The 15,780-nt window shown below is 39.6% G+C and carries 9 protein-coding genes and 5 tRNA genes; 6 read left to right on the top strand and 8 right to left on the bottom strand.

Annotated elements, in window-relative coordinates; translation table 11 throughout:
* Nucleotides 1-105: 105 nt before the first annotated feature.
* From E2I05_RS05935 to E2I05_RS05915, 5 genes are all read left to right on the top strand, one after another.
* Nucleotides 106-181, top strand: a tRNA-Val gene (locus tag E2I05_RS05935).
* Between the two features lie 36 nt (nt 182-217).
* Nucleotides 218-293, top strand: a tRNA-Val gene (locus tag E2I05_RS05930).
* Nucleotides 294-329: 36 nt separating this feature from the next.
* Nucleotides 330-405: transfer RNA gene (locus tag E2I05_RS05925), tRNA-Val, on the top strand.
* 36 nt (nt 406-441) lie between these two features.
* Nucleotides 442-517, top strand: a tRNA-Val gene (locus E2I05_RS05920).
* Between the two features lie 35 nt (nt 518-552).
* Nucleotides 553-628: transfer RNA gene (locus E2I05_RS05915), tRNA-Val, on the top strand.
* Here the strand turns inward: E2I05_RS05915 and E2I05_RS05910 are convergent.
* The 6 genes from E2I05_RS05910 to E2I05_RS05885 form a co-directional block, all read right to left on the bottom strand.
* Complete coding sequence (locus E2I05_RS05910; RefSeq protein WP_121853383.1) at nt 599-3,217, bottom strand: immune inhibitor A domain-containing protein; 2,619 nt, start codon at nt 3,215-3,217, stop codon at nt 599-601. The genes E2I05_RS05915 and E2I05_RS05910 overlap by 30 nt on opposite strands.
* A 612-nt stretch (nt 3,218-3,829) precedes the next feature.
* Entirely contained in the window at nt 3,830-6,664 is a 2,835-nt protein-coding gene (locus tag E2I05_RS05905) for an immune inhibitor A domain-containing protein (protein WP_121853381.1), read from the bottom strand.
* A 1-nt stretch (nt 6,665) separates the two neighbouring features.
* Complete coding sequence (locus tag E2I05_RS05900; RefSeq protein WP_121853380.1) at nt 6,666-6,959, bottom strand: hypothetical protein; 294 nt, start codon at nt 6,957-6,959, stop codon at nt 6,666-6,668.
* 203 nt (nt 6,960-7,162) lie between these two features.
* Nucleotides 7,163-7,546, bottom strand: a complete 384-nt coding sequence (locus tag E2I05_RS05895; protein ID WP_165905476.1) for a group II intron maturase-specific domain-containing protein — start codon at nt 7,544-7,546, stop codon at nt 7,163-7,165.
* Between the two features lie 477 nt (nt 7,547-8,023).
* The gene (locus tag E2I05_RS05890; RefSeq protein ID WP_121853378.1) at nt 8,024-11,182 is read right to left on the bottom strand and encodes an efflux RND transporter permease subunit; all 3,159 of its coding nucleotides are present in this window, start codon (nt 11,180-11,182) and stop codon (nt 8,024-8,026) included.
* Between the two features lie 14 nt (nt 11,183-11,196).
* Complete coding sequence (locus tag E2I05_RS05885) at nt 11,197-12,381, bottom strand: efflux RND transporter periplasmic adaptor subunit (RefSeq protein ID WP_121853377.1); 1,185 nt, start codon at nt 12,379-12,381, stop codon at nt 11,197-11,199.
* 261 nt (nt 12,382-12,642) lie between these two features.
* On the opposite strand from E2I05_RS05885, the gene E2I05_RS05880 reads away from it, so the two are divergent.
* The gene (locus tag E2I05_RS05880) at nt 12,643-13,863 is read left to right on the top strand and encodes an MFS transporter (RefSeq protein ID WP_121853376.1); all 1,221 of its coding nucleotides are present in this window, start codon (nt 12,643-12,645) and stop codon (nt 13,861-13,863) included.
* Nucleotides 13,864-13,918: 55 nt separating this feature from the next.
* On the opposite strand, the gene maiA is transcribed toward E2I05_RS05880, so the two are convergent.
* On the bottom strand, nt 13,919-14,581 hold the full coding sequence (maiA, locus tag E2I05_RS05875) for a maleylacetoacetate isomerase (protein WP_121853375.1): 663 nt from the start codon (nt 14,579-14,581) through the stop codon (nt 13,919-13,921).
* A 74-nt stretch (nt 14,582-14,655) separates the two neighbouring features.
* Nucleotides 14,656-15,642 (bottom strand): fumarylacetoacetate hydrolase family protein, encoded by a 987-nt coding sequence (locus E2I05_RS05870; protein ID WP_121853374.1) that lies wholly within the window; start codon nt 15,640-15,642, stop codon nt 14,656-14,658.
* Nucleotides 15,643-15,780: the final 138 nt, after the last annotated feature.

The raw sequence follows: 15,780 nt of genomic DNA, 5'->3' as shown, positions 1-15,780 counted from the left end.
TGAACAATACACCTAAATGGACAAAATTAGACCGTGTAACAAGTTTTTATTCAAAAACCGTTGACACTGAAAGCCGCCTCCCTATAATACGGCTCCACACAGCGAGGTCGTTTAGCTCAGCTGGGAGAGCACTTCCCTTACAAGGAAGGGGTCACTGGTTCGAGCCCAGTAACGACCACCATACTTTTTACTAAGTATTAAAAAATAGTATATCCCAGGTCGCTTAGCTCAGCTGGGAGAGCACCTCCCTTACAAGGAGGGGGTCACTGGTTCGAGCCCAGTAGCGACCACCATACTTTTTACTAAGTATTAAAAAATAGTAAATCTCAGGTCGTTTAGCTCAGCTGGGAGAGCACTTCCCTTACAAGGAAGGGGTCACTGGTTCGAGCCCAGTAACGACCACCATACTTTTTACCAAGTATTAAAAAATAGTATATCCCAGGTCGCTTAGCTCAGCTGGGAGATCACCTCCCTTACAAGGAGGGGGTCACTGGTTCGAGCCCAGTAGCGACCACCATACTTTTACTAAGTATTAAAAGATAGTAAATCCCAGGTCGTTTAGCTCAGCTGGGAGAGCACTTCCCTTACAAGGAAGGGGTCACTGGTTCGAGCCCAGTAACGACCACCATATTTTATTTCTTCGTCTACATATTGCAAAGCCTGACAACATCAAAGTCATCACCCAAGACCAATTGCCTCCAGAATTTTTCGATTGATTAGTATCTCCATCTTTTTGTTGATGATTTAACTCTCCTATTGTAACTCTCTTTGTAACAGATGAAACAGCACCGCTAGAAGATGTTAGTTGAAGTATCACGGTATAATTTCCTGATTGCGTATAAGTGTGCTGTGGTGAAACCTCTGTGCTTGTATTTCCATCACCAAAATTCCACAAATAACTATATCCACCACTACCACCGCTAATAGCAGCAGTAAAGTTTACAGTACTGCCATTAATCGTGGAGCTAATACTCACTAATGCATTCTCGGGATCATCGTTAGGCTCAAAAGTACGATTTATTCTTACACGTGCAGAGCTGCTGTCCTGCGCTTGCTCAACCACTGATACTGATAAGCCCATATTCGGCAAGATCATGCCTTGTTGAGGTTTCTCCGGCGCCGTGTAATCGTCTGAGTCAGAGAAATGAGCATTGGCTATCAAATGATTATCACCTGAATAGGGTGTTTGATCATACAAACTAAAGGCTGCATCACGCATTTGAGTTCGGCTATTTCGATTACTTATTAAGACTTGATCGGCGTCGATAACACCAATTAGACTTTGCCCTGGGTGACTTGAAACACGATTATCGAACTGATTTGAATTCTCAAGCCATATTACCACACCTGGATCATAACCACTGCCCCCAAGTCCGTCATCGACTCCTTGATGGTTACGCAACTGAATCAAGTACCGCATATTTTTCCCCGGCCTACTGTTATTTATTCGAGTAAAACCTGCTTGTGTTACTCTCCCCTGCGTTTCTGAGTCATCATGATAGATTTGAGAGCCAGCATTATGAATTTTAATATCGTCAACGACGATTCCGTATTTTGTAACCGCAGTATCTGTTTTGTAAACCATTTTAATCGTCACATTCTGACCTGAATATGGTGTTAAATTATATTCAAGATCAACCCAGCCATTCTCCCCTTCTGCACCAACAATGGATTTCGATTTCCCAGTGATCGTATGACGATCGTTTGTAGTGGAGTTAGTTTCATTAGTATGGTTACCTGCTATTGCTACTCCGTTAATTAGCACTTGTGCATAATCAAATCTGTTCTCCATCTCCCAGTGTGATTTCATCGTTAATATTATTGATGAAGAAACTGGAAGTTGCCTTGCAAATGACATAGAGTGCTCAAGCTGATCGCCTTGACCTGAGTAGTATTGATATTCACCTGAATAAGCTTGCTTAAATGGTATAGGTGGAGAGTCTAAAGTAATTGCTAATTGATTTATATTTTGCTTATCAATCGCCGATGCTAAAACATAGTCGGTTGGTGTATTTGTGATTGATGATAAACTAATATCTTGTTCGTTAACCCAACGGCCATTAAACTTGTTTTGCAGATAAGAGCGCGCGTAAGGACTAAACCCTACTGGTTGACTACCAGGGATAGTTCCAACCCAAGTACCTGCAGACATAATCGACCATAGTCCCACAGGCGAACCATCACCTCCTGATTGAGTATCATATTCATCTGGTAGTCCTAAATCATGTCCAAATTCATGCGCACATACACCGATTGCTGCATCAATTGGCTGAATAGTATAGCCTAGTACTTTTTTATTCGTGCCTGGAAGTGTATAGCCGCCTGATGAAGCGTTAACAGCAAAACTATGTGACCAAATAGCATTCGAACCTAATACCCCTCCACCAGCTTCTTCTCCAATGCTAGAATGAAAGACCATTATATGGTCGATGATTCCATCACTCTCGTTAATGTTTCCATCATTATCTAAATCTCGCGGATCTTCGATGTCAAAACTATTGAGTTCGTCTTGAGACATTGTCGCTACAGCGTCAGATACAGCTTCCTTGACTAATTCTGTTGCTGCATTGTCTGCATTGTTGCGTGAAGAGTCATTTCTACCGTAATACTGGGCATTTTGCTCTGCTCTGAACCAGCCTTTTGCATCACCGGTGAATTTAAAGCTGTTACCGGAAACATCATCATAATACTGATGCACTGAACGTAATGTTTGCGATTGAGGGCCAGAATACCCTGTCGTGGAGAAAAGCATGTTTTGATAATGCGACTTCGGATAACTACTGTAATACATCCTTGTATCACGAGAAGATAAACGATTATTGTTATGTGGTAAATCAGGAAAATCGATGAGTACAGCCAACACCTTAACTGTTTTAACGCTATCGGATGAATCGGCTGGTGCTTTATGTAGATGCTTGTTTTCAGTCAGTCTATTTAAGCGCCTTCTTTCAGCATTTGCAGCCTCTTTTGTAATTTGATGTGGAAAATAAGGTTGTGCTTTTGATGTGTAGCGGGCTAACGCTTGTTTCGTTTCTTCACTTGTTGCGTTTTCAGATAAATGGCCATTTTTTTTCATCCAATAGATGATTCTTTCTTCATTAACTACACCGATATCTGCTGGTGTATGGCTAACAGGCTGCGCTAATACGAAACCACTACCAATGGGTAGTATAAGAATAACCGAAAACATCTTACGCACGATTGCATGACTGAACATAAGCTAACTTCTCACTATTCACGACAACGACTAATCCGTGTCTTTTGACTGAATACACTCTTAAATCTTTTGCTTTTTGGGCTTAAATTTATGAGTAGTTAATGCAAGCTTGCTTAGATTTAAATATAAAGATTGTTGTAAATACTGTAGAAATATCAGTTTAATTAGCTGACACTTTTTTGAAGAAGAAGTATTTTTTATAGCAGAAATGAAACGACTCTCTGTAAGCAGAATATCGCTCAAAGAAAATGGTATTGCATTGATTAACCAAAAACTGGCCTTTATAATCTGCATTTACTAAACCTCACAGTAACAACCAGCAGAAAATCTAAAAAAAGCGTGACTTGATTAAATATAGTTCAAAGAAAAAGATGTAGGATTGAAAAAACAAAAAACCTGAACAAATCAGTTTTTTTAGGTGAAGCTTAGTCATCTAAGTAAACGGGTTACAACACAGAACAGTGAACGCTCAAAAGCATCTAAGACAGCGTAAATTGGTCATTTCAACTGCGTTATCGCTTGCTTATTTGGAATACCAAACCGCACAAGCTCTGTCTTGTATAAAATGACCAATTTATCGCTGCAAAAATAATCACGAAAGATAAACAGCCCCTAATATCGGTACTTTCGTCTAAGCCCAAGTAATGACACTAGTATTACGCCAAACCAAGACAAACTGCCACCCGAAGACTTCTCTTCAGCAGGAGGAGGTGGTGGAGTAACCACAGGTGCTGTTACAGTGACATTTTCAGTAGCAGATGAAATCTTCCCATTAGCATCCGTAACTTTTAACGTTACAGAATAAGTGCCTGCTGCTGAATAAGTATGCTGAGGGGACTCTAATGTACTCGTATTATTATCACCAAATGCCCAAGCATAAGTTAACTCACCAGAGCCACCAGTTGTATTGTTAGTAAAAGTAACCACTAAATTGGAAGCTGAATAGGTAAATTTCGATTCAGGAGCTGCAGAGGCTGTTACCTGTCTTTCTACATTTATCTGATAATCATCTTGGTCAGTAACCGTTAAACTAACTGTGTACTCACCTTCTTCTGAGTAAGTATGATTAGGTGCTGCTACATCACTGGTATTTCCATCACCAAAATTCCATGAATACGAAACTGAAGTGGATGGAGTAATTAGAGGTAAAAAGTTTATTTCTGATTCATCTTGCTCTAAGTAAAAATAAGCGGCAATTCGCTCTGGATTATTTTCATCCTCAATGGTTCGTGTTAGACGAACAGTAGCTGTACTGCTGTCTTCAGCCTGTTCAACGACCTCTAGCGAAATTCCAAGGTTACGTAAAAACATTCCTCCCTGTGGTTGTTTCGACGAAATATAATTATCGCTATCTCTGAAAGTAGAACTAGCACTCAAATGGGTATCACCAGTAAACACTGATTGTTCAAACTTACTGAATGTCGCATCTCTAACCTGAATAGATGTACGTCTAGTTCCAATTAAGCTTTGATCGGCATCAACAACACCAATTAAACTTTGTGCCTCATGCTTAGAGACATTATTATTAGTTTGATTCATGTTCTCTAACCAAACCAAAACTCCCGGCTCGTACGAATCTATTTGGAGGCTTGAATCAACCCCCTGATAATTTCTTAACTGAACAATATAACGCATTGGTTTATCATCTACTTTATCACCAACACGTTTAAAGCCGGCTAGAACGGTATCATTAGCTTCTTCTGCACCATCTTGATAAATGATTTCAGAGCCATTTAACACTTTAATTTCGTCGGCTACGAAACCATACTCACCAACAGCTTCATCTGTTACATAAACAATTTTTACCGTAACAGTGCTATTTGCGAAGCCCGTTAAATCGTATTCCAAATTTACCCAATGATTATCACCTTCAGAATCAGGAAGCTCTGAAGACTCACCAGTGATGATATGAGCAGCATCATTTAATGTGTTAGCAGCCTTAGTATAGTTGCCCGATATTGCCGTACCATTTATAAGCACCTGAATGTAATCATAATCAAGCTCAATGTTCCAATGTGCTTTCATCGATAAGGTTAACGATGAAGACCTGGGCAAGGCCACATCAAATGACATTGAATTTTCCATTCTGTGCCCTTCACCAGAATAATACTGATAATCACCAGTATGCGGTGCTTTAAATTGAACTTTTAAAGGTGGAAGAGGAATTGATAACTGGTTAATTTGATTGTTATTTACTGCAGAGAACAGCTCAATATCCAGATCTTGATTTATTATTGATTCTTGAGTGATAACTCGTTCATTTAACCAGTTGCCTTCATATCGATCTTGTAAATATGAACGAGCATAGGGGCTAAACCCTGTCGGTTCTGATCCAGGTATTGCACCTGCCCAGCTTCCGCCTGACATAACTGACCAGAGTCCAACTGGAGAACCTGAATCAGTAGCGCCTGCTTGAGTGTCATATTCATCAGGCAAACCTAAGTCGTGGCCAAATTCATGAACACAAACACCCGCTGCGGCATCGATTGGCTGAACAGTATAACCAAATACATTTTTATTAGTACCTGGGATTCTATAACCCGTTCTTGTATCTAAAACAAAATATCGGTGTGACCAAATAGCATCATCAGCTAAAACGCCGCCGCCCGCTTCTTCACCAACGCTAGAATGGAATAGCATAAGATGGTCGATAATCCCGTCAGGCTCATCAGTATTACCATCACTATCGTGATCATAGGGATCTTCTATATCGTAGCTATTCAATTCAGCTTCTGACATATTAGCGACAACGGCTGTTACAGCTTCTTTTACAAGCTCTGGTACGGCTTTATCATCATCGTTATTGTCAGCATCATTACCACCGTAAAAAGCAGCGTTTTCTGATGCAGTAACCCAACCTTTTACTCCTCCTTCAAAGAAAAATGTACCACCCGAAACAGCACTAAAATACTGATTAGCTGATTGGAAATTTTGGCTTTGTGGGCCCTGAAAACCTGTAGGTGAAAATAATAAATTTTCATAGTGTGAAGCTGGGTAACTTTCATAAAACATGCCCGTATCAGCAGCTGTTAGCCTGTTAGCTTCATGGGGCAAATCTGGGAAATCCACAAGAACAGCAAGTACTTTAACGGTTTTTTCAACATCACTCGACTCAGCACGCACTGCGCCATTTACTCTTTGTAGATTGGCTTTGGCTTTGGCTTTGAGCTTTTGCTTCATGCTATTTTTGAGTGCATGATGCTCTTCAGCAGGGTAGCCTTTGGCTTTAGCGGTAAACGCTGCTAGCGCAGCTCGCTTCTCAGCATCTGTGGCTGAAGCGGAAAGTTCACCACGTTTCACCATCCAATATATAATTTGCTGCTCATTGATTAAACCTGCATCAGCGGCCATCGAAAGTTGTTCAGCGGGTGCAGCATGAACAACTTGTAACATGCCTGTACATGCTAGACCAATTGCTAAAGCTATACGCTTATAGTTTATATTCATATTATTTCTTCTTATTCCCACAATCTTTGAATGCACTTCTTTTTTTATTGATGAATTCCGATACTTTTTTCTCGGCCTCAGAGGCCGACATATCTGAAGTAATAACCCCTCTTTTTATTAAATTCCTTTTTATTCCCTCAGAATTTAAAATGGGTGGAGATGAGCGACACACAACTTGTTCGATGGGTTTGGTAGATTTAGCTTCTTTTTTTAGAGGATCATTTATTTCACCATTACTGCAACCCGTAAACAGAAATGGCATTAGCGCCAAAACAAGTACTTTAAAAAACTTCAAATTCAGCCTCCTTGCAAAAAACACCTAGCGATGAAACAAAAAATTAACATTTAATTCCATAACAACACAAGAAAAACATTTAAGTAGAGTAGGCTACTGGCTTCGCTATCGCTTATCCAGCTGCCCCTCTTCGATTCCGTGCATGAAGTTTTCCCTCACACGGCTCTGTTGTTACACTTCTCTCAGCCCCTTCACTTTGCTTATCATCTTGTCGTGGGTAAATACTCAAGACCTGCTTGGCGTAATTTTTCGTAAGCACCTCGTGATAGATACTTGCTCCGACGTTGACTTAAGCGTCGATGCCATCGATAGAATCGGTCTACTACAAATCCATTTATTCTGAAAAATATCGCTCTGGGATAACCTATCCCACCAAAATAGTGTTTCCACCCTCTTCTCAGAACTTGATTTACTTTATTTATCAGTACACCAAGCGTATTTGAGGTTCGGTGTTTCACTATGGCTCTGAGTTTATTTTTCAGCTTTGTTTGGCTCTTCTTAGACGCTTGTATCTTAATGTAACTGGTGCCTTTGATGAGGCCTGTGATCCGTTGAAAGTTGAAACCGAGGAAATCAAACTCGCTCATCAGTCTTTCCATATCCACACAATGGGTTTTACTTTGGTTTAGCGTTATACCAATTACAGTAATTAAATGCTCAACTCTGAGCTATGTATGTGCTCAAAGTGCAATCGAAATTGATGAAGGCATAGTTGTTCTACGTCAAGACAATTTTGAGAAGTAATTTGAGCACATACAAGCTCCCGAAGGGCAATGCTAAAGGCTTCCATTACTGCGTTACAAGCACTTGAATTATCCCGACAAAAGCACTAAGTGCGTTGAACGCCAGCTTTGTATGGCGGCCGTAGGGAATATAGTACTTCGAGCTTGTGCGGTTTGGTATTCCAAATAAGCAAGCGATAACGCAGTAGAAATGAACAATTTATCGCTGCAAAACAATCACGAAAGATCAACAGACCCTAATTATAAAGAATTATATTTGTTCACCATAAAAAAAGGGAAGCTACGCTTCCCTTGGAATATTTAACTAGAATCTAGACATTTTTAAGTATTAGTTGGATTAGTCCAAGTAAATAAATTTCTGAAAAAGCGCTTAGTATCTTCAATAAACAAATAAACACAAGGTATTAATAACAAAGTAACAATTGTCGCAAACAATACCCCAAAACCAAGTGACACGGCCATAGGGATGACCATCTTAGCTTGCATACTGGTTTCTAATATTATCGGGGTAACACCAATAAACGTTGTTAGTGAGGTTAATAGAATCGCACGGAAGCGTCGACAGCCAGCATTCACAACTGCTGTTTTCATAACGATACCTTGCTTTCTCGCATTGTTAATGTAATCCACCATCACTAACGAATCGTTTACAACAACGCCAGCTGCAGCAATAATCCCTAAAATTGATAACCCACTGAGATCAATACCTAAAATCATATGCCCTAATACTGAGCCAATAATACCAAATGGAATTACAGACATAATAATCATAGGTTGAGCATAAGATTTCAGAGGTATTGCTAATAGGCTATAAATCACTAAAAGTGAAATAATGAAATCACGAAGCTGAGTGCTAGTGCTATCAAGCTGCTCTTGAATATTACCCGCCAGTTCACTTTTAACTCTTGGGTATTTTTTCAATAGATCAGGCAAATAATTCTCACGAAGCTCCTTTGCTACTTCAAACGGTTCAACCTGATCAGCGTCAATTGAAGCCCAAACATTAACCGTGCGGTTACCATTCTCACGCCTAATGCTATTAACACCATCTACCAGTTGAATTGTTGCAACATCAGATAGTGGAACTTCATCGCCAGATTTTGTCTGAATAAGTAAGTCTGATACTTGAGCAATTGAGTTTCTCTCATGCTCTGGGTAACGGATCATCACTTTTAACTCTTCACCGTCACGGATAATTCGTTGAGCTTCTAGCCCATAAAATGAATAGTTAGCTTGCAATGCTACATCACGTAATGTCAAACCAAGTGCATATGCTTGTGGTTTTAGCTCAAACTGTATCTCTTTGGTGCTGCTCTGACGGCTGTCATTGACATCACCTACCCCTTTCAAACTTTGCAGTTTTGCTTTTAACTCCTTCCCAGCTTCAATTAATTGTGATTCGTCTTTTCCTTGTAATCGGAATGAAATATCACCGTCATCTCGACCACCACCAAGTAAACTATCCTGCACTGTTAGTGTTTTCATTCCTGGAATTATAGGAAAAGCATTCCGCCACATATCAGCAATGGCAAAGGTATCCATAGGTCTTAATTCAGGATCAACGAGCTTAGTACTAATTTGCGCTCGTGTTCGACCTTGTAATCGAACTTGAATATCCGTAAGCATTTTTTGACCATACTTTTTTTCGATTTCGTTATCGATGCGAATTAACGTATCTTTTACGGCCATTGCACCTGCGAGTGTAGCCTTTTCGGAAGCGTCCACTTTCATCTCTAGTGAAATACGTGGAAAGTCTGAAGGGATTTTTGGTTGGCCGATAAAACGAACAAAACCACCACCATATAAGCCCGCACACACAATGAGAAAACCGACAAAACTCATGATCACTGTATAGCGATATTTAACTGCAATAGTTAAAAACGGGCGATAGATATTACTAATGATGTGTTGCAAACCATTGTCAATACGTTTTTGTAAAAAACCAATACCTAACCGTAACCAATCCAGTGGATTTTTAGAACCAGGCTTAACCACTTTTGGTGGTTTCATACGCGCTAAATGCGCTGGTAATATAAGCTTTGATTCAACTAACGAGAACAATAAACACAATATAACAACAAAACCAATCGCTTGCCCGAATGCTGATCCTGGCCCAGTCCCCTGAGTAAAAGGTAAAAATGCTGCAATGGTTGTGAGCACGCCAAAGGTGGCTGGCATGGCAACCTTTTTAACACCTCTAATAACACTATCGATTGATTGCCCTTGCTCTTCGCACTCGGTATGGGCACTTTCTCCCATTACAATGGCATCATCGACGACTATCCCAAGCACCAGAATAAATGCAAATAAACTGATCACATTGATGGTGACATCAATCATACTCAAAGGCATTAACAGTAAGGTACCTAAAAAACATACTGGCAAACCTACCATCACCCAAAATGCTAAACGCACTCGCAAGAATAATGCTAGCATTAAAAATACTAAGACAGCACCCGTTTTCATACTGTCTAACATTAAATCTAATCGGCCATTTAAGTAATATGTCATATCTACCCAAGGCTCTATTTTTACGCCTTGTGGTAATACTGCTTGCTTATCATTTAGGTATCTCTTCACGACTTTGGCTACATCAGTAATAGATTGATCACTTGATGCTTTTATTGAAAAGGTAACAGCATTTTTGCCATTAAATTTTGAATACTGAATCCCCTCTTCAAAACCATCATTAATATTAGCAATATCACCTAATTTGATATTAGTGCCATCAGCTAGAGTTATTAACGGGATTTTCTCGTATTCAAAACCTACATAAGCTTGATTTTCAACACGTAAATTAATATAGCCATTTTGAGTGCGAATTTGCCCCGCTGACATATTTTGTGAATAGTTTCTTACGGCATTAGAAACATCTGAGAACCTTAAGCCGTACTCACGTAATTTGTCTTTACTGACTTCTATTGATATTTCATAACGTAAGCCGCTAAAAAAATCTGAAATATTAACTAAAGGTAATTGTAAAATTTCGTCATGGATTGTTTGCCCTAAATCCTTTAACTGTTTTGGAGACAAATCGCCGTACAAGCTAATATACATCACTTCTTGTTCGTATTTATTACGAACAACTTGAGGTGGTTCCATCGCGGCTGGGAAAGTAGAGATAGTATCAATCGCAGACTTCACTTCATCGAGCACTACTTGCGGATTATAGGTTTCATCGATTTCAAACCACCCATTCGATGAGCCCCTATTTGAATAGGTAATAATACGCTTTAAACCTTGTACTGACTCTAGAGCGTCTTCGATTTTTATCGTAATACCTTCTTCCACTTCTTGTGGCGCTGCTCCAGGATACACAGCCGAAAATTGCAGCCAGTTATCCTCAACAGCAGGAAAAAACTGTTTACGAATTGAATTTGCTGTTAGTAGGCCACCAACGATAATGATTATCATGAGTAGATTAGCAGCAACATTATTTCGAGCGAACCAAGCAATCAGTCCTTTATTCGTGTCAATCATTTTATTTCCTCGCCCTACTGAGTGCTTTCAGCTTCTTGTTTTTCAGCGGTTGGCTTCGATTTAGATTTTTTAATATCCTCAGGTAAAGCAAGCTCCATCCCTTCAAGCGGATAATCTAAAGCCGAAATAATGATTCTGTCTCCTGCTTCCAAGCCAGAAGAAATAATGGCATCGGTACCTGATTCACGAAGTATTGTGACGGGTTTAAGCTTTAAAAGTTTGTCATCGCCTAACACCGCAACTTTATCTTCAACTATTAAGTGCCGAGGAATAATACTGACTTGTCTAGCTTGCTCTCCTGAGATTCTTGCTGTGATGTAAGAGCCAAACTTCAATTTAGGCTGTTCAGAATTCAAACCATACGGATCCATTACTTGGGCCACTAAATATGTCATCCGGCTGTTTTTATCAACAACACCTTCTGAACGAATTATTTTCCCATTCCAAGATTGTACTTTTCCAGCTAAATTGGTTTCGATTGTAACAGTCGCTTGTTCACCACTTCTGTTCAAAAACGCTAACTCTTTATCAGCTACAGGTAGGCGAACCTCTGCGGTATCAACACTAATTATTTTGCCAAGCATACTGCCAGTATTGACGTATGAACCTAATCCCACATTACGTGCTTCAACTAATGCATCATACGGGGCACGAATAATCGTTCTCTCAAAATTTCGTTTTGCGCGTTTTAAATTAGCTTGAGCAGATTTTAATCTAGCAAGCTCTTGTGCTAATTGTGGTTTACGTAGACTAAGCTCTGTTGGTGTTCCTTTGGTGATTTCGGCCCACTCTCGCTCAGCGACTTTTCCTTGGGCTTTTTCTGTCACCAGTGATGCTTGCGCACTTGCCAGTTGAGCTTCAGCATCAATTAGGTTGGCCTCGTAATCAATAGGGTCAACTTTAGCTAAAATCTCACCTTTACGAACGAAGCCACCACGAACAAATGCGTCAGCTATAAATTGAATTTCTCCCGAGACCTGAGCAACAAGTTCAGTTTCGTACTTGCCTGTTACCACACCATAAGATTTAATTGTGTGAACATGATTGATAGGCTGATTTACTTGAATCGAAACAACCGGACGATTATCAGTCTTGGGCTTTTCCTCTGGTGGTTTCTTCATCGAAGCCAGTCCAACAGCAATCATCACGGCTCCGCCGATAACTACAATTGGTAGGATAATTTGTTTGATAGTAGCCACTTACTTGTCCTCTTTAAGCATTCTCAATAACCATAAGCATCAGCTTGGTTTTTCATGGTTCTATAATAATGAATATTTGTTTAGAAATATGATCCATATTGTTAATAAATATGTCAGAGAATAATATTCATCTTTTATGACAAGTAATGATCTGGCTGATAAATTTAAAAACGTCGGCCTTTATTATATAAGCAAAAAACTTTACTTATTATCTAACCAATGACATAGTATCGATAATTCAGCCATAAAAAAGTAGAAGTTATGCCAAACAATCAAACCAATAGATTAGAGACACAGGCTAATTCTATTCTCACCGTAACCTTATTGGTTACCTTAATTAGTGTTTCAGGTATTGCTTTACCTTACCCTTTACTCGCTCCACTTTTTGATGCTGGCACCAGCCCTTTGACTCATTTTATGTCGATACCCAAACAGATTTTGTTTGGTATTGTCATTGGTATTTACCCACTAGGCCTAATCATCGGTTCAAGCTTAATTGGAGCTTTTTCTGATCAACACGGTAGAAGAAAAGTATTAATTTTTACTATGCTCGGTAGTTCGTTGAGCTACATCCTTACTGCTTACGCTGTCATCTCAGGAAATTTTTTACTCTTTTGTTTATCACGTTTCATCACTGGTTTACTTGAAGGTAATATTTCGATTGCAAGAGCCATTGCGACTGACTTACATCCTACAATCGATAAAACTAAAAGTTTATCGTGGATCAGTGCAATGGGATTTGGTGGTTATCTCATAGGGCCTCTTGTTGGAGGACAACTCGCATACTTAGGGACAGAGGTCGTATTTTATTGGGCTTCAGCCGCGTGTTTGGCCGCAACCCTACTTTGTTATTTTCAGCTACCGCCAAGTTTAGATCGTAAAGCTCATAACGCAGAAACAGGCTCTAGCCTTAATTTATTAAAAGATATTGCACTGCGCCGTTTCTTTTTTATTTATTTTTTACTCATGCTAGGTATCAATACTTATTATGAGTTTTATCCCCTCTGGCTGGTAGAGAAACTTTCCTATACACCCAAAGATATTGGGTGGGCAACAGTATTTATTACCAGCTGTATGATCACCTCAAGTGTACTGATTAACCCTAGAATACGTAACAAAATGACGACAGCTCAAGCAAGTTTGTTAGGAATGGTTATCGTAGGACTATCTTTAGTATTAGTGCCTTACTTAGGAGCACAAAGTTTCTTAATTGGATTTGGGCTCATTGGAGCAGGTGTCGGGATCTATAATGGTTTTCTTTCAAGCTATCTTTCTACAGCCTACGAACATAGAGCTCAAGGAAAACTAATGGGAATGTTAGTTACTGTTTTCTGCGTGGGAAACCTTGCCGCTGCTGGGCTAGGAAGTGCTATATCACTGATTGAAGTTGATTATACTCTCTTCGCTTCTGGTTTTTGCGTTGTTGTGGCATCAAGTTTATTTTTTCTTGGACACTTCAAATTTTCACTTTGGGAAAAGTAATGCCAACAAAAATTAAGGGGGTAAGCAAATATTACCCCTTACTTTTTTATTAGGATTATTGCACAACTGCATCCGGTTGATTTTCAGGTAATGCTTTATCAAAGGCTTCTAGTTTATTACAGGCATTCCAGACTCTGACAATATTTGGATAGGCTTCCATTGGAACTTTTAAACGATTAGCGTTATAAACTTGAGGCACTAAGCAGAGATCCGCTAAAGTTACCGTATCACCAAAACAGTATTTCCCACTGTGCTTTTCTAGCATAGCTTCTAGAGCAATAAAGCCTTTATGAACCCAATGGTGATACCATTTTGTTTTAGCTTCATCATCAATATTTAAATCATTCGACAAGTATTGAAGAATACTTAAATTATTCAAAGGATGAACATCACAAGCCACCAATAATGCCATACTGCGCACTAGCGCTTTATCTTGTATAGAGGCAGGTAATAAACTCCCTTGGGAGTGTAACTCATCAAGGTAGTCAATAATTGCCAAAGATTGAGTGAGTGTAAGCGTTTCTCCTGATATTTCATCTTGAGTAACAAAAGTAGGTACTAACTCTTGGCGGTTCATGTTTGTATATTCAGACTGATGTTGCTGACCACCATTTTTGACTAAATGAACAGAGATGTGCTCAACTTGAATATTTTTCAAATTCAATGCAATTCTTACTCGATAAGCCGCACTAGAACGCCAGTAGCCGTATAGTTTCATTATAAAATCCTTAAAAAAAAGGACTTGCACGATATGTGGAAGTCCATTCTATTGTTTATTCATCAAACAAAGCCTTAAGCTTTATATTCAACTACTTTTTGATCAATTGAGCCAAAGATTGTCACGCCATTATCATCAAGCATTTCGATTTTAACTGTATCGCCAAATTTCATGAATGAAGTACTTGGCTTACCATCAGTAATTGTTTCTAACATGCGTTTTTCTGCAAGGCAGCTTGAACCTGCGCTGCGATCATAATTAGAAATCGTGCCTGAACCGACTACTGCTCCAGCCCCTATTGGTCGACTTTTTGCTACATGAGACACCAGCTGACTGAAATCAAACGTCATATCGACACCTGCATTGGGTTGACCAAATAGTTCACCATTTAAGTGTGTGATCAGAGGCAAGTGTACTTTCGAGTCCTGCCATCTTTCACCCAGCTCATCAGGCGTGATTGCAACAGGAGAAAAACTGCTTGAAGGCTTAGATTGAAAGAAACCAAAACCTTTAGCCAACTCACCAGGGATCAAATTACGTAGAGAGACATCATTAACTAGCATCAATAGTTTAATGTGTGAGGCAGCTGTTTTAGCATCAACCCCCATAGGTACATCAGAGGTGATCACAGCGATTTCAGATTCAAAATCAATCCCCCAATCTTCGCTACCCAAAGGTATGTCTGCTTTTGGTGCAATAAAGCTATCCGAACCGCCTTGATATACCAATGGATCTGTCCAAAACGTTGCAGGCATTTCGGCACCACGAGCTTTACGAACTAATTCAACATGGTTTACATAGGCGCTTCCATCTGCCCATTGGTAGGCACGAGGTAAAGGTGATTCACACTTACCCTGATCAAAATCAACAGTATTCTCTAATTGACCAGCATTGAGTGCTTCATATAATTCCAGTAACTGTGGCTCTAATAAGTCCCATGAATCCATTAACTGTTGCATCGTGTTAGCAATCGCAGGAACGGCAACCGCCTTTGTTAAATCTCGACTCACCAACATTAATTGGCCATCACGGCGCCCGTTCTTATAAGTTGCTAATTTCATCTATACTCCTCTGCACCAATGCAAATAATTAATTCATTTTCGTTGTGACTGTAACAAATACCCTAAACAGCTAAAAATAGAAATAGCGTGAGCTAAATCACACTTTAGCTTAAGCGTGTGATTAGCGTAAAAAAATGC

The organism is Parashewanella spongiae, from assembly GCF_004358345.1.
GTDB lineage: Bacteria > Pseudomonadota > Gammaproteobacteria > Enterobacterales > Shewanellaceae > Parashewanella > Parashewanella spongiae.
Note: the sequence above shows the minus strand (reverse complement) of the source record. Positions and strands in the feature narration are given on the sequence as shown.